At 55.3% G+C, this 19,049-nt stretch carries 9 protein-coding genes and 1 pseudogene; 2 read left to right on the top strand and 8 right to left on the bottom strand.

The window, feature by feature from the left end:
* The first annotated feature begins 137 nt into the window (after nucleotides 1–137).
* Nucleotides 138–590: a SymE family type I addiction module toxin gene (locus tag PYW49_RS10275; protein ID WP_320386368.1), complete on the top strand. Its 453-nt coding sequence runs from the start codon at nucleotides 138–140 to the stop codon at nucleotides 588–590.
* A 61-nt stretch (nucleotides 591–651) separates the two neighbouring features.
* Here the strand turns inward: PYW49_RS10275 and PYW49_RS10270 are convergent, their stop codons facing one another.
* The 7 genes and pseudogenes from PYW49_RS10270 to PYW49_RS10240 all read right to left on the bottom strand — a co-directional run bounded on the left by PYW49_RS10270 (nucleotide 652) and on the right by PYW49_RS10240 (nucleotide 16,707).
* The gene (locus PYW49_RS10270) at nucleotides 652–1,329 is read right to left on the bottom strand and encodes a hypothetical protein (protein ID WP_320386367.1); all 678 of its coding nucleotides are present in this window, start codon (nucleotides 1,327–1,329) and stop codon (nucleotides 652–654) included.
* A gap of 222 nt (nucleotides 1,330–1,551) precedes the next feature.
* Complete coding sequence (locus PYW49_RS10265; protein ID WP_320386366.1) at nucleotides 1,552–1,818, bottom strand: hypothetical protein; 267 nt, start codon at nucleotides 1,816–1,818, stop codon at nucleotides 1,552–1,554.
* 382 nt (nucleotides 1,819–2,200) lie between these two features.
* Nucleotides 2,201–2,599, bottom strand: a complete 399-nt coding sequence (locus tag PYW49_RS10260) for a hypothetical protein (RefSeq protein ID WP_320386365.1) — start codon at nucleotides 2,597–2,599, stop codon at nucleotides 2,201–2,203.
* Nucleotides 2,600–2,957: 358 nt separating this feature from the next.
* Nucleotides 2,958–4,754: pseudogene (locus PYW49_RS10255) on the bottom strand (hemagglutinin repeat-containing protein); the annotation flags it as partial.
* A gap of 119 nt (nucleotides 4,755–4,873) precedes the next feature.
* Complete coding sequence (locus tag PYW49_RS10250) at nucleotides 4,874–5,335, bottom strand: immunity 42 family protein (protein WP_134347505.1); 462 nt, start codon at nucleotides 5,333–5,335, stop codon at nucleotides 4,874–4,876.
* On the bottom strand, nucleotides 5,332–15,042 hold the full coding sequence (locus PYW49_RS10245) for a hemagglutinin repeat-containing protein (protein WP_320386597.1): 9,711 nt from the start codon (nucleotides 15,040–15,042) through the stop codon (nucleotides 5,332–5,334). Before PYW49_RS10245 ends, PYW49_RS10250 begins: the two co-directional genes overlap by 4 nt.
* A gap of 12 nt (nucleotides 15,043–15,054) precedes the next feature.
* Nucleotides 15,055–16,707, bottom strand: a complete 1,653-nt coding sequence (locus PYW49_RS10240; protein WP_320386596.1) for a ShlB/FhaC/HecB family hemolysin secretion/activation protein — start codon at nucleotides 16,705–16,707, stop codon at nucleotides 15,055–15,057.
* A gap of 285 nt (nucleotides 16,708–16,992) precedes the next feature.
* On the opposite strand from PYW49_RS10240, the gene PYW49_RS10235 reads away from it, so the two are divergent.
* The gene (locus PYW49_RS10235; RefSeq protein WP_320386364.1) at nucleotides 16,993–18,162 is read left to right on the top strand and encodes a coiled-coil domain-containing protein; all 1,170 of its coding nucleotides are present in this window, start codon (nucleotides 16,993–16,995) and stop codon (nucleotides 18,160–18,162) included.
* Here the strand turns inward: PYW49_RS10235 and PYW49_RS10230 are convergent, their stop codons facing one another.
* The gene (locus tag PYW49_RS10230) at nucleotides 18,163–18,927 is read right to left on the bottom strand and encodes a siderophore-interacting protein (protein WP_320386363.1); all 765 of its coding nucleotides are present in this window, start codon (nucleotides 18,925–18,927) and stop codon (nucleotides 18,163–18,165) included.
* Nucleotides 18,928–19,049: the final 122 nt, after the last annotated feature.

The raw sequence follows: 19,049 nt of genomic DNA, 5'->3' as shown, positions 1-19,049 counted from the left end.
TATTGTTATCAGATACTGTATTTTTATTCAGTTAGATATAATAGGCGCGAGATTTAAAGAGAGTGAGATATCGCGATATGAAGGTGGTGGAACACCTCCATACCGCTAACCACATAGCAACTTATAAGGAGTTGAATATGGCTGAGACGAATTTTAAGCCAGAGTTTACTGTTTTCAAAACAGAATCAGATGCTTTTAACAGTATTACCGAAAACCGCGATCTGATACGCAAAAATGATATTCGCCGTTTGCACGGGAACCGGACTGATGCAGCCCCTGTTCACCCCCGAGCGGAAACGCAGAAAGATAGTTCTGCCTGCTGTGAGCTTTATTCACGAGTGGACTGTCGATACCTTCCTCTTAGCGGCAAGTGGCTCGCAAATGCAGGTTTTATCAACGGCATGCCAGTCAAAATCCGGGTTATGAAGGATTGTATTGTCATTACGCCACAGCATACACGTGAGTTATGGGGATGTCTTGAAGGCATGAGTGTGGTGAATATTAATAAAAAGAAAGTGGCGCAGTGGTTAAAGACGTTTCCGGGGGCGCTGAATGATTTGGGAGATTTACCGGTGATAAATCGAGGGTAAATGACGTTTAAAAAATAAAATCCCGGCGTTAAAACCGGGATTGGATAACTAAATAAAGATGCTATTTTTTAAGCAAGCGCGGGAGTTGATTATTTAACTCAAGGATACAGGCATCCATATACTTCTGCGTTTCAACAGTCACCTTCTTATAATTCTCACTTTCCCATTCTGACAGATTCGCTTCCACAGGAGCTGGGGAACATTCAGCTACAGTATAAGCGGAAAACATATTCCCATCCTCAGGTTTCTTATAGAAAAGTACCTTATATTTCAGCTGATAAACGGGAGTGGTTGCCGTAGCATCTTTAAAGATCAATGCCCAGGTAGCATGGCCAATATAGAGTTGCTCTTTATAAACATACCCACTGGATTGGGAGTCCATCCATTTACTGATAGTTTTCTTTGCAGCTTCAGCGAGATAGGTCTTAGTAGGGTTTTTGATCGAATCGATGATTTCCCCTTTATAATTTTCTTTATCAAAACTGCTGGGATTTATATTTCCGGTTAACACAGACAAAACGGCTAGCCCTTTCCCTACAGCGTTATGAGTCGGGGTAACTACGCGTAGTGAATTATCTGCGATACGATTATTATTAAGGTCTGCCTGTGCTGACACAGCCATAATCTCAATCGAACTACCATTTGAAGAGGTTACTTTTTCAGGTTTTATTTTGCTGGCACAACCCGTTAGCGCTATAACGCAAAGTAAAATAGTTGCTGTGAATTTTGTTACTTTCATTTTCTTTCCTTGAGATAAAATAATGAAGGAGAATATCCTTCTATATGCTTACGCTTACCACTCTTTCATACTTAGTTCAGGCCTAATTCGACGTTCCCTTACATTCTGCAATATCCACTGCCGTTAAATGCGGACAATCGGCTGGTGATCCAGCACAGAAAAGGGAATCCAGGGTAAAGCCTGATAGAACGCTCCCGGTTCGGTGGCCGGGAAATCATTCACTCAACGATACCGATCAGGAATATTTTGTAACTGCCTATCTAAGGACCAATTTTCTGGTTTATTTTTCTTTCTGAACAAGTTAGCACCACTGTCGAGCCATTTTTGTCTGTAGTGTTTGATCGACTCCAAATTCATATCTTCATACCCAAACTCAACACCACAACAGTCACAGATGTCATAACTTGGTATTTGACCATCTTCCCCCCAAGGAGGATCTAGCTGTTCAGCGCCACATACTCGGCATACATAAAATTCATGATTGTGCATTAAAGTAGTCCAGTTTCGATTTGTATCCACAATCAGCAGGGTCCGGCTTAAACATTGTCTTAGGAACCCCGTCTGCCGTTTTAACAGCAAAAGTATTTGTTGTTGGGTTGTAATACAACGTCTCCCCGTTAGAACGTGTTTTAGTAAACCTATCCGCTCCGCCGATATGCGCCTGTTTGCCCGCTGCAATGCTGACGTTACCGCCCGTCGAGAAGAAAGTGCTGAAACTTTCGCTCTGGCCCTGCGCCTGAACGGCAACTTGCTGGCAGAGGCGTGATTCAGCACCGCTCGGTCACGGTCAGCATGAAACAAGGATGGCTGGTGATCGAGCCGGTTGGCTGACGGATAAAAGGATCCCGGCCCGGTGGCCGGGATCCTTTTGCTATTGAGAATAGAAAATCTTTAATTCTTCCGGATCACGTTCAAGTATCCCAACATAATGTGAGTATGACCTTATTAGTTCAAGGTACCCACAGATAGAGTGGATACCAAAAGCCTCTGATAAATCAGCATATCCTTCACTTCTCTCAGTAAGAACACAGCCCCACCCTTGGGGGATTTCGTCATCTACTACATCAAATAAATTTGATGGAACCCACATTGGACCACCTGAAGCAGGACAGACTAAAAAATCGATCCTGGATGTGTAGAACATTACCCCATAAACTTTATATTGCTGGCCTATCTGCAAAGGTGAGAAATCTGTTTCATCCGTCTCCCCCATGATCCTTGCATTTTCAGGTAAAGATTTTCCTGAAACTGAGCGACATAGAACTAACATTTATGGGTTCCTATTTAAATTTGAAGTCATCAACCTGTCCTGTTTTTGTATTACGAACATAATGGACTTCAACGCCATTTATATTTTGAGCCATTTTTACCCATCCCTCAGACCTTGGCCATCTAGGATCAGTCATAGGTATTGGCAACTGACGGCCAGCAGTAGGATTAGACATTGCCTGTTCCATCGACAATTTTTCACCTAAAGAATTCGGAGTAGTTCTTCCAGTTGAACCTCTTCCTAATGGAAGAATACCTTTGCCACCCCCACCTTTCAGCGGGTCACCGTCAGCATCCAGCACATTTGGTTTCAGTGGATTGATGTCGAAGATATTGACCGGCAGCTTGTCCTTATCTCCCAGCGCATTATTCTCCGCCGCATTCTTCCCGCCCTGCGCACCCGCAACCGCTGAAGCCGCACTGTCTCCCGTCAGCCCGCCAGCCATCCCGGCCGATATCGTTGCCAGCGCACTGACCGTCTGCTTCTGCTCCTCGCTCAGCTTCGACAAATCTTTAACGTCAGGGTACAGCATACCCGCTATCACCTTCGCCGCAAGCTCACCCGTAGCCGCACCGGCCGCCCCTGCCGCTGCACTGTTCCCCTGCAGCGCCGCAACCGCACCGCCCAGGATGGCATGCGCCACCACCGCAGCCTCATCGCTCAGCCCGGAACCATGTCCGATATAGTTTGCCAGCTCCGGCGCCGATGCCCCCGCCAGCGCCGCCGTCAGATCGCTGCCCGCCAGCCCCTGAAGCGCGGCCGTCGCCGCCTGGATACCCCTCTGCAGGTCACTGCCCGTGCCATATTTCGCCGTCGTGGTTTTGTACGCATCGGTCCCGCGCAGGGCATCCTGATAGGCCTTTTTCAGTGCGTCGCTGGCATCCGCATCCGGCTCAGTCACGCCCTCTTTCGACAGCGCATCCCGCGCCGCCTTCAGCCCTTCTGTCTCTCCATAAGTGTTCGCAATATCCACCGCCTGCGAGCCAATCTCACCAATCAGCTGCACTTCCTGCAGGCGCTGCTGCTCCTTCTCCTTATCAAAAATCGGGCTGATGCTGCCGTTGGCATGCTCCGCGTCGCGGCTCAGGTCCGCCACATCCTGCTTCTGGTTCTCCTTATCGCGGATGATGAGCGTCCCCTCGCTCACCGCCGCCTGCGTCGTGCCTTCCGCGTGACCGCTGTTACCGCCTCCGGCCAGCAGAGCGTTCGCCATATTCCCGGCAAACTGCTCGCCGATGCTGCCGCCCGAACTGATGCCCGCGCCCTGATGTTCGGTCTTAAAGTCCGCCTGGTTGTGGATATCGCTGAAGCCCAGCGTCCCGGTATCGAGGCGGTTCTTATCCGCCGTCGCCGTGGAGGCAATCACCCCGCCGTCGAGCTGCGTATGGTTGCCCACCGTCACGTCAAACCCGCCGCTGCCTGCAAACAGCCCGCTCTGCTCCTGCACCGAGTCGTAGTCGCTGGTCATTTTGTCGCGACTGACGTTGATGCTGCCGGAGAAACCGCCAGCACCAAAGGTGTAACCCACACCGCCGCTGACGCTGTTCTGCTTGCTGTTGTAGTGGTCACTGTCCTGAGTGCTGGCAATCGTCAGGTCGCGCCCGATATCTGCCACCACGGTTTCGCCGCTCACCTGCGCCCCGGCAATCGTCGCGTCGCGCCCGGTGTTAATGGTCACGCGGTTACCTGCATCCACCGTGGTCTCGTTCTGCCAGACACCGTTGCCCTTCTCGTGCCCCTTGCTGCTGTTGGCATTCGCCGAGATGCTGATGCCCGCCCCACCGGAGCCGACGCCCACCCCGACACCCAGGCTACCACCGCTGCTGCTGTTTTTACCCGTCGTCTGCTGCGTGTCCTGCGAGGCAATCAGGTTAACGTCCCGCGCTGCATCAAGCGTCACGTCTTTCCCGGCCTTAATCTGACTGCCCGCCACGGTGATGTCGCTTCCGGTAGCCTTTATCGTGACGTTATTGCCCGCGCTCAGGGTGCTGCCCGTCGTCGTCTCGCTCTCCGTATGCGATGAGGATTTGGACGACTGTGACCCAATCGACGCGCTGATGCCGATGGTGTTGTTATTGCGTTTGTCAGAATCGCCCTTCGCCTGGTCCAGCGCCACGGCCTGGCCGGCCTGTACACCGGACAGCGCCGCCTGCGTATCCGCCCCGCCGATATGCGCCTGTTTGCCTGCCGTAATACTGACGTAGGGGAGACTGATGATCGAGCCGGTTAAGGGGTGACGGTTAAAAAGATCCCACCGCTGAGGCTGGGATCTTTTTATAAATGACAGTCTTTTAATCTGTTAATTACATTAAGAATTGTTCCAGGCGGGAGAACTGTTTCGTTTATACTATCGCTAGTGCTGGTACTCCATACAAGCCTATCTCCGATACTTGTCTTGATAAAGTAAAGATAGCAACGATTATCTTCCATCGGGACACATGTCATATCAAATAAGCCATCAATCAATTCTTCACCGTCACCAAGAAAATAATCTTTAGCATTCTTGTAAAGCTCATCCGAACAAATATCTAAATCGTTGATAACCAGATCATTAACTGGTGCTTTTGAATAAAAACTAAACGTAGTTCGTAACTCAACAGCATCTACGGCATCAAACAGTTTTTTACCCTCAATATATAAAGTAAAAAGGCCATTTTTCCAGATATCACCCGGATCGTTCCAGCATTCAACAACATCAAACTGGAGAGCAAAAAAAAAGGGATCGCCATAAATCATTTTATCCGGACTCCTAATTGTTTCTGGATTGAAGTTGGTATTTGATCACTGGTCAAAGCGTTTTTATCTGCGGTACTTCCGTTCCAGTGATACTCACCATTCGTACCAACAAAACGGTGTACATTACCCTGGCTATCAACTGCAAATCTAACTTCTTTATTCGGATATTGTTTTGTACTTGGAATAGATTGCTCAAAGAGGCTAATCGAATCCTTAGGTTCAATACCTGCATCAGGCCTGTTACTCGGCTGGCCTGGAGTATGTTTTGGATTCGATTTATACACCAAGCCATTAGCTGCAACAGTTGGTTGAGGCGTAGGTAATGGGCTTCCTTTCGCCCCTGACTTCCCGATTCCCGCTGCAATTCCTGCCGCGCTGGTTCCGGCCAACTGCGCTAACGAGTTTATCGCAAGTTGCTTCGCTTCCGGCGAATCACCAGACATCAGCGCATTGTGGATTGCTGCATTTCTGTCTGCTTCAAGCTGGATAGTTGTCACCTGAAGAATAGAAAGTTCATTCTGTTCTTCAGGACTCAGACTACCATCAACGCGAGCTTTTTCCAGAAGCTCATTAGTACGATTAGCATAATCAGCCTGTATCTTACCGACTTCATTTGCCTTATCTACACACTCTTGTGCACCTTTACAACCAACCACACTCTCATGCTGCTCAGCGTTGATTTTCTTGTACTTATCAACAACATCTTTCTCGCAAGCAGCAGCACCCTGGCACTGAGCCATTTCCTGAGAGCGGGATTTGTTTTGAGCAACACTTAGCGCATTATTCTCAACCGCATTCTTCCCGCCCTTCGCCCCCGAAGCTGCTGAAGCCGTGCTGTCTCCCGCTATTCCTCCGGCCATCCCCGCCGATATCGTCGCCAGCGTGCTGACCGTCTGCTTCTGCTCCTCGCTCAGGTCACTCACCGCTTTGCCCGGATACAGAGACGCCATTATCGCGTTCGCCGCAAGCTCCCCCGTGACCGCGCCCGCAGCACCCGCCGCCGCACTGTTGCCCTGCAACGCTGCAACCGTACCACCCAGTATGGCGTGAGCAATGGCTTTCGCCGCTGCGTTGTCGTCGATGCCCATACCGTGGCCGATATAATTTGCCAGTTCCGGCGCCGACGCCCCAGCCAGTGCTGCCGTCAGGTCTCCGCCCGCCAGCCCCTGAAGCGCCGCCGTTGCCGCCTGAATACCACGCTGAATGGTGCTACCCGTACCAAACTTCGCCTGCTCATCCCGGTACTCCGGCGTCTCTTTCAGTTGCTCGACCGTCAGGTCAGGGTGCGTCTTACGCGCTTCCTTCAGCGCATTCAGCTCGCCCTGCGTTCTGGCAATGTCGGCCACCTGTCCGCCGATATCGCTGATGGCGCTCACCTGCGCAAGCCGCTTCTGCTCCTTCTCCTTGTCAAATATCGGGCTGATGCTGTCGTTTGCGTGTTCTGTGTCCCGGCTCAGATTAGCCACATCCTGCTGCTGGTTCGCGGTATCACGGACGGTGATGTTACCCTCACCCACCGCCGCCTGCGTCGTGCCTTCCGCATGACCGCTGCTGCCCGCAGCCGATACCACGCCGCCCGGCAGGTTGCCCTTAAATGCGTCACCGCCAAAGTCACCGCCGCCGCTGAGGCTGATACCGCTGTGGCTGACCTTATAATCCGCCTCGTTGTGGATATCCCGGAAGCCCAGCGTTCCCGTATCGAGACTGTTTTTGTCCGCCGTCGCCGTCGAGGCAATCACCGCACCGTCAAGCTGCGTGTGCCGTCCCACCGTCACATCAAAGCCGCCTTCACCCGCGAAGAGCCCTGTCTGCTCCTGCACCGAGTCATACGTGCTCTTCATTTTGTCCTGGCTGGCGCTGATGTAGCCGGAACCCGTCATGCTGCCGAAAGAGAAGCTGCCGCCTGCCGCCGCGCTGTTCTGCGTCGATTTATAATCGTTGCTGTCCTGCTGGCTGCTCATCCACAGGTCACGTCCGATATCCGCAACGATTTTATCGCCACTTACCTGCGCGCCTTTCAGAATGGCGTCCCGACCGCTGGTCATGGAGACCATCCCGCCGCTGTCGAGCGTTGTTTCCGTCCACGCCGTACCGTCGCCCTTTTCACTGCCTTTCGAAGCATTCACATTCGCAAACACGCCGATGCCGTAACCGCTCTTGCCACCGCCAATGCTGACGCCTGCGCCGCCACCGCTGCTGCTGTTCTTTCCTGTCGTCTGCTGCGTGCTGGCCGCGCCGCCCAGCACAATGTCGTTCGCTGCGACAAGCGCGGTGTCGCCGCCCACCTTCAGCTGGCTGCCACCGATAAGAATGTCGCCGCTGTTATCACCTTTCCCTTTTCCGGTCGCGGTGATGGCAAGATTACTCCCCGCATTCAGCGTACTGCCCGCAACCGTGTCACTCTGCATGTGCTGCTCGGATTTCGATTTCTGCGAGGAGAGCGAAACGCTTACGCCGATACCGCTGTTAGGATCGCCGTTAATCTGCGCCATTTCCGCACCCTGCGAGGCCTGTACGCCTGACAGTGCCGCTTTGGTGGCCTTCAGCGCCGCAAGGCGGTCATCGCTCTCGCCTTTCGCGTCGCGTGCCGTGGTGACAGCATTATTCACCGCGCTCCCCGCCGCCCCCGACAATGCCACCGTCAGACCGCTGCTCTTCTGCTCAAACCTCTCATCGCGGGTGCGTTTGTCATGCCCCGGCTCAATCACCACGCTGTCGCCGGTCAGGCTGATATCCTTCTGCGCGATGATATCCGCCCCGCCGATATGCGCCTGTTTGCCCGCGGTAATGCTGACGTTACCGCCCGTTGAGCCGACAGTGCTGAAGCTCTCGCTCTGCGTCGTGCCCTGCTCGCGAAGGTCGTGGGTGGTTTTGCTGCTGCCGATGGTGAAGCCGATGCCGCCCGTACCCATCAGGCCGGACTTTTTGGTCTCCTTGAAGCGCCATGAGGTGTCGGTGTTGGTCGCCGCCACGATGTCCACGTTATTGCCTGCGGACAGGGACACGTCGCCGTCTCCGGCAACCGCAGAACCTTTCACCAGCAGGTTGTTCCCTGCCGACACCGTCACGTTGTCGCCGCTCAGCAGCGAGCCTTTCTCCCGCGTCACGCTGTCTTCCTCAATGGTGTGGGTGGTCTTTTTGCTGAGGAACCCGCTGCTGGTTTTGGTTTGCTCCCGGTAGCGGTAATCGCTCTCCGTTGCCGTCGTCAGGTTCACGTCGCGGCCTGCCGCCACGCCGATATCGCCCTGCGCCGTTACGTCAGCCGCCTGCGCGGTCACGTCGCGCCCGGCGATGATCGCCGTATTCCCCCCGCTGGCAATTTCCGTTCCCTGCTGACGAACAGACTCATCGATGGCGGTCTTTTTCTTCGCCTGGCTGCTGGAGCGTTCCGTTGACGCTTCCGCCAGCAGATTCACATCCCGCCCGGCCTGAATGCCCACATCCCCTTCCGCCGCTATCGCTGCCGCACGGGCATTCACATCGTTACCTGCCTGCAGGGTGAGGTCACCGCCCGCGCTCAGGGTGCTGCCCTGATGCGTAACGGACGCCGTCTCCGTAGTGGCGCGGTTGCGCCCGGCACGTCCCTCGCTCGTCGCAATCTCGTTGGCGGTGATGTTGATGTCATTCCCCGCCGCCATGGCCAGGCTGCCGCCCGCCGACACGTTTGCGCCGGTCACGTTGATATCCTGTCCGGCGCGCATCGTCAGCCCGTCGGTGGCGGTGATGGAGGCCGTCTTGCCGATATCCGTGCCACTGAAATGCACATTTCCCGCATCGACATTCCATTGCTGTACGCGGGTAACGTTGTTAACGCTGCCCGTGACGCTCTCAAGCCCTACCGTTTTACCGCTGATGGTGGAACCGATGTTGTTGATGTCCCCCAGCGCGCTCAGGTTCAGCCCACCGCCTGCGCTCAACAGCCCGGCGTTGAGATTGCTCAGGCTGTTGCTGCTGTCGATTGTAAGGCCATTCTGCGCCGCGATCGTACTGCCGCTGTTGATGACGTTACCGCCCGCCAGCTGGACGTTATTACCGCTAATCACGCTGCCGCTGTGAACGGTGACATCCTTCGGTGAGAGGTAGACTTTCGGGATCATCACCGTCTGACCGTTAATGGTCGCCGCTTCCCACCACAGCAGGCTGTGGTCAAGCGCGGCAACCTGAGCCGCAGTGAGCGCCACGCCGAATTTCAGCCCCAGCGTTTTCTGCTGCTCTGCGGCGCTGTCCATCAGGTAGCGCATCTGATCGAGATCGGAACCGATGCCGTTGATATAGCGGCTACCGGTCTGGTTGAGAATGGCGTTGGTGACGTAACGGGTATCAAATGCCGCGTCGCCGAGGAAACGGTAGTCGCGGTCCGGGTTCAGGCCCAGACGGTCAAGGAAATAGGCCGAGCCGAGGAACTGGTTCCGATCGGTATACGCGCTGTTGGTTTCACGCGGCGCATTGCCGGGTTTTATGCCGAGCAGGTCATACAGTCCGTCAAACAGGCTGTCGTCCATATTGCCGAGGCCATCAAGCTTCGGGTTCACCGTAATCAGATACGGACTATCGGGATCGGTTGACGGGACAAAATAGCCGTTGTTGCCGGACGGCAGTGGATAGTTTCCGCTGCTGCCGTTTTGGTCGGAAAGTGATGAACCACCGGAAATATCTTTCAGGGCGTCGCTTAACGCATCACGCCATTGCGGCGTGGTGATGTCCTGCGTATCGGTTTCGACAAGAGACTGCGCCTGCTCGCCGTTGGCGATGGACTGGTTGCTGAGTGGGGTCAGCGTTGGGGTCGAGATGTTATTGGCAATCTCTCCTGTTAATGGTGAGAAATCGCCATTATTCACACCTTCTGTGAAGTTCGCCTGAACATTACCGCCCGCCTGAATAACTGCGCGGACAACCTCTCCAGTTCTTTCAGTAACTTCATTATCTGAAAGTTCATAGATGAAGTAGATTTCTTCTGGCTTGGGGATCCAGTTAGAGTAAAAACCTGCTTTTGAAAAGGTATAAGTGCGCCAGGTTTCAATCACTTTGTCCTGGTAGCTTAAATTATCGAAACGATTTCCCGATAAGAGAATATCTCTGCCTGCCAGAATCTGGGATGCATTATTGAGGAAATAGTCAGCCCCAATAGTCAAATCTCTGCCAGAGGAAATACGTCCCGCCGTCCCGGAAAGATCTACCGATTCGGTTTTTCTTTCAACCAGGTATTTTTTTGTACTCGTTGTTTCATCGGGTTTAACAACGAGCATAGGCGCTGGTCCGGCGTTACCCCCACCAACAAAAATTTCGTAATCCGGGTGACCATCTTCATTTCCCCAAATTGTAATTGTGCTTCCACTCGTGTCGGGCAGTTGATCGTAAAAAGTTTCCTCAACGACTTTTGAGGTTAATTCATCTCTGTTATTTTCAAAATGCCGGGTTTGAATCGTAATATCGCCCTTTTGCGTCTCAATATTCCCGGACGTGTTCACCACTTCACTGCTCGCCGCACCCGCCGCATTTTTCTGCATCCACAGGCTATTCCCTGCCAGGATATCACCGTAGACGTTATGAATACGGTCGGCAAAGAGCTGCATATTATTGGCGGTATAAATCAATGCGGTATTGAGCAAGGTGCCCGCCGCATTCATCGTCAGGCTACCTGCCGTACCGGTAAACCCATTTACGGTAATGTCGCTCAGGCTGTTAAACGCCACGTCGCCGCCTGCAGAGAGGCTACCTGCTGAATTGAGCAAAATACGTTGCGCGCTGAACGTGCTGTGACCGTTACCTGCAGTGACCTGTCCGTTATTGGTGAGCACGCCACCGGCGCTCAGAACGAGGCCGTTCCCCTGCATCGTACCGTTATTGGTAATGTCCCCCTGAGCGGTGAGAGACAGGTTGTTGCTGGCGGCCAGCGTTCCACTGAACTCCAGCGCACTTAACAGATGCAGCGTGACATCCCCCAGCGCCACAATCTGACCCGCGTTATTCAGCGTGCCGCTGTTGAGGGTGAGATTACCTGCGCTGAGCAGCTTCCCGCTGGTACTATTCGCAATCGCATCGCCCTTCACCGTGAGCGCTGACGTACCGAGCGCCGTACCGCCGTTAGTAAGACGTTGATAGTTAACCAGCAGGTCTGCACCCTGCAGCGTGCCGTCGTTTGTGAGAGTCGTTCCCCGTAGCTCGGCGTTGTCGGTCGCAAGTATCCGGCCATTATTCACGGCGTTCACCACATCCAGCAGCAACCTTACCGCCTGAACCAGCCCACTGCTGCTGTTCGCCAGCTCCGGCGCGGTCAGCGTAAGACTGTCGCCAGAGAGCAGTTTGCCGTCGTTCTGCATGCGGGTGGTGGCTTTCACCACAGATTCTCCACCGCCCTGTATCGTTCCCTGATTATTCAGCGTGGCAGCCGATACCGTCAGCGCGTTCTCACTCAGCAGCACGCCGCTGGCGGTATTGCTCAGAGCCCCTGAGGCATTCAGCGTCAGCGCTTCCCCCTGAAGCCGTCCGCTGTTGATCAGTTGCCCGCTGGTAACAAAGGTCGTTTTCCCCTGGATTTGCCCGGCGTTGGTCGCATTACCCGTATCAAGGGCCAGCGCGCCCGCACTCAGCAGTTTTCCTCCGGCCTGGTTATTCATCTGGTTAACGGCAACCGAAAGCGTATCAACACCGGTGATTTCACCGCTGTTGGTCAGCGTATTCGCCTGCAGCGTGAGGTGCTTTGCAATCCACTGACCGCTGTTCACCAGCGTCAGTGCTGAGAGCGCCAGTTCTCCATTGGAGGTGACTTTGCTCCCCGTGGTGCCGGTAAGGGTGCTGTCGATTTGCGCATCCAGTAAATCTTCTGCCTGGATCGCACCGCCGTTCGTAAGCGCCTGCGCATGAATAAGTACCCGTTTCCCCTGCCATTTCCCTGTATTTCTCAGTTCGCCGCCCGTCACGGACAGGTCGCCCGCTGTCAGCAACGATCCCGACGCGTCATTCACCAAATCCAGTAACGGTGCCGCCATCTCCAGGCGGGCAGCCAGCGTCAGGGCGGCGATCCCGGTCAGCGTTCCGCTGTTGGTGATGCTGTCCTGATGCGCGGTGACGCGGTTCCCCTGAACCGTGCCGTTGTTACGTAGCGTTTTACCGGTGAGCGAGAGTTCACCTGCCGACAACATGTTGCCGTTGTTAACGGTATTGACCGCATTCAGCGTGCTGTTGCCCTGACTCATCAGATCGCCAGTATTGCTGAGTGTGCCGCTGGTCGAGGCGTTAAGTGAACCGGTCGCGAGTGAACTTCCGCTGTTATTCCAGTCACGCCCCCGGATGCTGAGGTTCTCTCCCTGTAGCTGTCCTGCGGTGGTCAGCGTGGTGCCTGAAAGGCTGAGCGCCCCACCCGTGAGCGTGCGGGAGCCTGCCAGTAAATCCAGTATTCCAGCGGTCAGGGACAGTGCGCTGTCGCCCTGTAACAGACCGGCACTTTCGAGGCGATCGGCATTCAGCGTCAGCGTGTTGCCCACGATGCTACCCGCGCTGGAAACCGACCGCGCCGTGATGCGGTTTGCCCCGTGAGCCAGCAGCAGACCACCCGCGCTGTTACTTAGCGTGTCGTAATCAATAGCCAGTGAGGCACCGCTCAGTTCACCGCCGTTGGTCAGGGTTGAGCCAGACAGGGAAAGCGCGGCGTCGCTGGTGATAATGCCGGCGTTTTTCAGTTCAGCGAGTGAAAGCGACAGCGCGGCCGGACTGTACAGCACCCCGCTGCTGCGGTTATCCAGCAGACGGGTGACCAGTGAAAGCGTTGCTTCGGCGTGGATCAGGCCACTGTTAATGACGTCAGGGCTGTTAATCGCGAGCGAGGAGGCCGTCAGCGTCCCGCTGTTGCTGAGATGCCCGGTTTCCACCTTAAGCACTGAGGCTGACGATTTCCCCGTGTGAATAAGGGTGTTATCAGCCTTCAGGACGAGGCTGTCTTTGGCTGCCTGAGAGCCTTCAAGCTTGGCATTTAGCACGTCCAGGCTGATGCCGTTGCCCTGCGTCTGTGCCGTTGCCGTAGTGTTGAGACTGCGCCCCTGCAGGGTAAGAGTGCCACCCGCACTGGTTTCACCCGCAAGCGTGGTATCGGTATTGTTCAGCGCCAGATCCCCCTCGCTGTGGGTAACTGACTTTTCGCTGGCGGTGAACGTCTTAGCGGAGGTCGTGAGCCCCCGGGCACCGGAAAGCGTACCGCTGTTGACGATCTGCTCCGCGTTCAGCGTCAGCGTGTCGTCGCTGACCAGCTCCCCACTATTTTCCAGCTTTCCGCTGGCGATGATGTTCGCTGTTCCTTTAGCACCCGTATTGCCCTGAAGCGTGACGGTGCTGGCGGCGATATCAAGCGTGCTCCCGCTGGTCAGACTCCCCGAGCTGGTTACGCTGTCGGCCATGACCGTCAGGCTTTTGCCCTGCACAGCGCCGAGGTTCTCAACGCGCTGTGCGTTAATCGCTACCGCTTCCGCCGCTGCCCACTGGCCTTCATTTTTCAGCGTACCTGCGGTAATGTTCAACTGCGTTCCGGCTGTCAGTTGCCCCTTCAATACTGCGCTATCGCTGCTCGTCAGGGCGATCGCGTTAGCCGCATTTGCCTGGCCGGTGCGGTTCTGTTGTATCTGTTTTCCGCTTAACGTCATGTTTTGCCCCGACGTCAGCTTTCCGCCATTCAGGGCCAGATTATTCCCCGCATTTAAATGCAGATTTTTATCACTCAGGAGCGTCGACTGGTTAAGTTCGATATCTCCCTGACTGGCGATACTCAACTCCCCGCCCGCTTTGTGATCCCCCGTCAGGGTGACGCTTTGCCCTTTCGCCGTGATGGCTCCGCTGGACAAGCTGTTGTTAACCGCAAGCCGACCACGGGTATCAAGGTTAATTTCCCCCTGACGCGCGTTAAGGTTGCCCAGGTTTACGCCCACCCCCGTTTCACTGGAGACCAGACGAATGCGGTTGGCGTACATCCCGCCCAGCGCGCCGGTGTCTACCGCCACTTTCGGGGCTTCACCTTCACCTTTTAACGCACTGACGCTACCGTCCGCCGCGACGCGGTTCGCCCCTGTAACGATACGTAAATCTTTCGCGTGCAGTTGCGCATTAATCTCGGTTGCGCGGGAGATGATCGACACCGCATCGCTCTGGCTACCATTCAGCCCTGCGCCTTCGATGGTGACGGCGCCTTTGGTCACATCAAGCGATTGCAGCTTACCGCTGGCATCGAGCACCGGTTTACCCGTAGTGAGCGTCACATTCGGCGTATTGATAAACCCGCAGCCGTTACAGGTTATGCCGTAGGGGTTCGCCACAATGACGTTGGCCGCCTTGCCCGCCACTTCTGTGTAGCCCTGCAACGTCGAGCGGTTAGCACCGGTGACTTCGTTGATGATGCCTTTGGCTTCCTGCCCGGCTTTCAGGTTGGGGTTATTCTGGATCAGGCCGCCAAGCTGGGTCTGGTTGAGCTGCCCGGTCGCGTTATTGAGGATCAGCCCCTCTTTCCCGACGTTGTAATCGTTGTACTTGTTATGGGAAATACCGGATTGATTCGGCGTGGCAATATTCACCACCGGAACGCCGTTGGCCGCCTTGTCCATCTGCGTATTGCCGGACGGGGTGAGGGTTGCTGCCATCGCGGGCAGCAGCGGCTGCGTCGCCAGCAGCACGCTCAGTAACGCGCTCAGCGCGCGCTGCGAAAAACGAACCTGATCCTTTTTCATCATCCCTGTCCCTTAGAAAGCCACTGATACGCGGTAATAAATCGTGAGGTGGTCCGGCCCCAGCCAGTCCGGGTACGCCATCGGTGTGCCAACGGTAAACTGGCTTGAGTAGTTACGATGAGCCGTCGTAAGACCCAGTGCAGCGCCCCACAGCGTGCCGGAGGCGTAACGGTCAACACCGTCCTTCTTCAGCCAGCCGCCATCGATGGCCGCCAGCAGGCCGACATCCCCCACCCACGGCAGGGTAAAGAGCGAATAATTCAGCTCATTTCGCCAGTAGCCGCCGTTATCGCCGGAGATGTACTGCTCCTTAAAGCCGCGCACGGAGGCTTCACCGCCCAGCGTCAGACGCTCGCTGCCGTACAACCTGTCCGGCGACCACTGAAAGTAGACGCTGGTCAGCCACCACAGTTTGTCGGCAACAGGGCGCTGAAAACTGCCGTTCACGCTCCATTTGCGAAATTCGGCTTTCGGTACATCGCCATGCTTGTCGCTATCATCTTCTGCGCCAAACCACGGTACCCCCTGAGTGAAGGTCGGGTTCAGGGTCGCCACGCCGGAAGCGATTTTTTGCGTGTGGTTAAGGCCCAGTGAGAAACTGGAGAGTTTGCGGCTGCTGGTGGCCAGCAGAACATCGTCGAGATAGTTATGGTTGATGCGGTGCGTGATGCCCGCCGACACGCCGGTTTTGATATCGCCATTGCGGAACAGCACCCAGGAGCCTGTCAGGCGGTGCGTCCCGGTATCCCCCGTCGAACGCCAGAGATAGCCGTTATTGTCGATGGTGCTGAGGTAGTTGCTCCAGCTGTAGCTGTAGTCCAGCAAGCCGTAGCCGTAAGGTACGCTGATCCCGGCGGCAAAATTCTGCGCATCCTGGCTATTCGAGAAATCGCTGCTGCGCCCGCCGCTGATAAACCATTTATCCGCCAGACCTAGCAGGTTATTGCCGTACAGCGCGCCATTGAGTTGCCCGGTCCCGGTGCTCTTTTGCCCGCTGTTATCGAAACTCACTGTTCCGCTGAGCGGGAATTCAGGCGAAGCCGTCAGATTGACGACAGAGTAGCCCTGCCTGTCGCCGGGCAAAATTTCAATTTCTACAGGCGTCTGGCGCACGCGATTGAGTTGCTCCATGCCCTGTTCGATATCGCGCAGGTTGAGAATTTTTCCTTCGAGGCCGGGGAAGGTCATGCTCAGGGTGCGGGCCGGCACGCCTTCAAGGCGTATTTGCTGGAGCTTACCTTCCAGAACCGCAAGCTGGAGGACGCCACCAGAGAGATCCTGTTCGGTTAAAAATGCGCGGCTGGTGATATACCCCCGGCTGATGTACCAGTCAGACACGGCGTTAGTCAGGGTATTTAAACGGGCAATATCAAGGCACTGATTCAGCCATGGCGCGATCAACTGCTTTTCAGCAGAAGGCGAAAGCAGGGTCGCTCCCGACAGCTCAATGCGGCTGATGAAGAAACACGGGCCTTGTGACGCAGAGGTATCGTCTGCCCTGACAGGAGGCGGTAATACCACGCTGCGCTCCAGCGATTCGCGCTGACGCTGGTTCTCATCCAGCAACTGCTGCTGTTGCTGCTGGCTGGTATTACGGTCGGCCGGTGACAACGGGGCGGCGAGTGTGATGCCGGGCGCCAGTAACATAATGGCTGCCAGCAGCATGATTGCTGATGTTTTCCCTAACACTGTTTACTCTCCGCTCAAAGTCCGCTTTCAAACTTGACTGTTAAAAAACGCGCAACTTATGTCAAAAAGTAAACAGTGTAAATATCAGTAAAAAGAATAAGGATATTTCTGGCGCATTTTCAGATTTTTGCAGGGGTAAATCTGAAGCAATATTAAAGAAATCCCCCATCGCGCCGATCATCATCCGTGTGTATTATTTCCTGTAGCATTTCCAACAACTAACCTTAACTCAAATACTTAAGCGCCAAAGCGAAAGGCATCATGAGCACACCGATCAAACGGCTAGAAATCATTAAAAATGCCATTGAACTGGAAGATGACGACATCATCCAGAGCCAGCTGACACGCCTGAAAAATGAAGCGTTTGACGATGAGCTACAGGCAATCGTCGTGGCGCTTGAGGAGAAGAACTACACCGCTGCTATAGCGGCGATCGCCGCCTGGTTGCAGAGCCAGCGCGCCGTGACCCCATGGCGCGACCCACAGGTGGCCGCCAGCAAGCTGGAGCTGAAAGCGCTGGAAGAGCGTCTGCGCGATCTGATAGACCGCCGCAACGCGCGCGTGCAGCAGCTTGACGAGTTCAACGATCTCTACTTCTCCCGCCTCGGGCCGCTGATGCAGCAGATCCTCGCCCTGCGTAAAACCCTGGCGGAGCTGAACCTGCGTCGTCAGCAGGCGGAGGCGCGTCGTCGCGAGGAAGATTACCGCCGCTGCCAGCGCTATATGGCGCAGGCGGTAGAGGTGCTGGCGACGCTCACCCAGCGCTGGCGCGATCTGCCTGCGGATTCCGTGCAGGCCGCCGAGGCGCGTAAGCACCTGGAGCAGCAAAGCGATCTGATTGCCAACCTGCTGGCCGAGGCGCTGGAGCTGGAAAGCGGCTTAACGCGCGAAGAAGAGCCTGCGCGTCAGGCACGCGACGAGGCCAACGAAGAGTACGAGAAGTATCGCGAGCAGCATCACGATGCCGAGGTGCGGCTGCGCAAAGGCAAAGATCTCTCGGAAGAGGATCGGAACGAGCTGAAGCGTCTCTGGCGGCAGGCGAGCAAGCTGTGCCATCCGGATCTGGTCGCAGACGATCTGAAAGAAGAAGCCAACGCGATGATGGTCCAGCTCAACCAGGCAAAGCAGCGTGGCGACGTTAAAACCATTCGCTCACTGGTGGCCCGGCTGCAGCAGGGCTTCGAGCCATTGATGGCCAGCGACAGGCTGAACGATCTGGAGCGTATCCGCAAGAAGATGGCGCAGGTGCGCGAGCAAATCGACATTTTAGTGAACGAGCTGGCGGAACTCGAGAAAGAGGAGTCCTGGCTTCTGGTCTCGTCGCTGAGCAATATGGAAGCGTACTTCGCTCAGCAGGAGAAAGCGCTGCACGAGGTCCGCGCCTCGCTCGAACATCAGGTGAGCGAAGCGCAGCTGGATTCCGCCGCCTGATTATTTGGCGTGCCAGTATGCGCTGGCACGCACCAGTTGCGGGTCAATCGCGTCGGTTTCAAACTGACGGCTCAGCGTTTTCACCACCTTCCCTTCCCCGGTCAGCCAGATGAAGTAATCGTCCCCCGGGACGGTCAGCGCCGCCAAATGGTCCGCTACCGCCTGCTCGCTGTGGCCCACCACCCAGGTGATGTCGAACGCACTCAGGTGCGCCAGATACTCTTTATAAGACTCGTCCCCGACCGTCACTACCGCATGAACCTCCGGGCGAACCGGCAGTTTAGCAATGCTCTCTAAGCGTCGACGCAGCGCAGGCATACCGGATTCATCGCACACGTACAGCTGCCAGGCGTAATCTTCCGGCACCACCAGCGAACCGCGCGGGCCGCCGATGGTCAGCCTGTCGCCCACTTTCGCCTCGACCGCCCAGCGGCTGGCAATGCCGCCGTCATGAATGAAGAAATCGAGCACCAGTTCATGGCTGGACTCATCGTACAGCGGCGTATAGTCGCGCGTCTGCGGACGTACGCCGTCGCCCCAGTCGATGCCGTCATCGGTAACCACCGGCGGCACAAACGTTGCCCCGGGCGCCGGGAAAAAGACTTTGGTGTGGTCGTCAAAACCGCGGGAGCTAAAGCCCTCCAGTGCCTCGCCGCCTAAAACAATGCGCTGAAAACCCGCGCTGGCGCGCTCAACGCGGAGCACCGTCAGCTCGCGAAAACGCAGGTCATTACGAACACGCTGTGGGTAACGGATAGATGTCATTTTTAGACCCTTCTCTGATGAATACGATATATCTAAATCGTTTTTCAAATGATAATGATTACTAATAATAGAAAATGCAAGATCTTTTAGATTGCATCTGAATATATCTTAGATATAGTTTA

The sequence above is a fragment of the Enterobacter chinensis genome (assembly GCF_034008295.1).
Taxonomy (GTDB): domain Bacteria; phylum Pseudomonadota; class Gammaproteobacteria; order Enterobacterales; family Enterobacteriaceae; genus Enterobacter; species Enterobacter chinensis.
Note: the sequence above shows the minus strand (reverse complement) of the source record. Positions and strands in the feature narration are given on the sequence as shown.

Coding starts and splice junctions, on each gene's coding strand:
- PYW49_RS10275 (WP_320386368.1), top strand. CDS start 138: ATGGCTGAGACGAATTTTAAGCCAGAGTTTACTGTTTTCAAAACAGAA.
- PYW49_RS10270 (WP_320386367.1), bottom strand. CDS start 1,329: ATGAAAGTAACAAAATTCACAGCAACTATTTTACTTTGCGTTATAGCG.
- PYW49_RS10265 (WP_320386366.1), bottom strand. CDS start 1,818: ATGCACAATCATGAATTTTATGTATGCCGAGTATGTGGCGCTGAACAG.
- PYW49_RS10260 (WP_320386365.1), bottom strand. CDS start 2,599: ATGTTAGTTCTATGTCGCTCAGTTTCAGGAAAATCTTTACCTGAAAAT.
- PYW49_RS10250 (WP_134347505.1), bottom strand. CDS start 5,335: ATGATTTATGGCGATCCCTTTTTTTTTGCTCTCCAGTTTGATGTTGTT.
- PYW49_RS10245 (WP_320386597.1), bottom strand. CDS start 15,042: ATGAAAAAGGATCAGGTTCGTTTTTCGCAGCGCGCGCTGAGCGCGTTA.
- PYW49_RS10240 (WP_320386596.1), bottom strand. CDS start 16,707: ATGCTGCTGGCAGCCATTATGTTACTGGCGCCCGGCATCACACTCGCC.
- PYW49_RS10235 (WP_320386364.1), top strand. CDS start 16,993: ATGAGCACACCGATCAAACGGCTAGAAATCATTAAAAATGCCATTGAA.
- PYW49_RS10230 (WP_320386363.1), bottom strand. CDS start 18,927: ATGACATCTATCCGTTACCCACAGCGTGTTCGTAATGACCTGCGTTTT.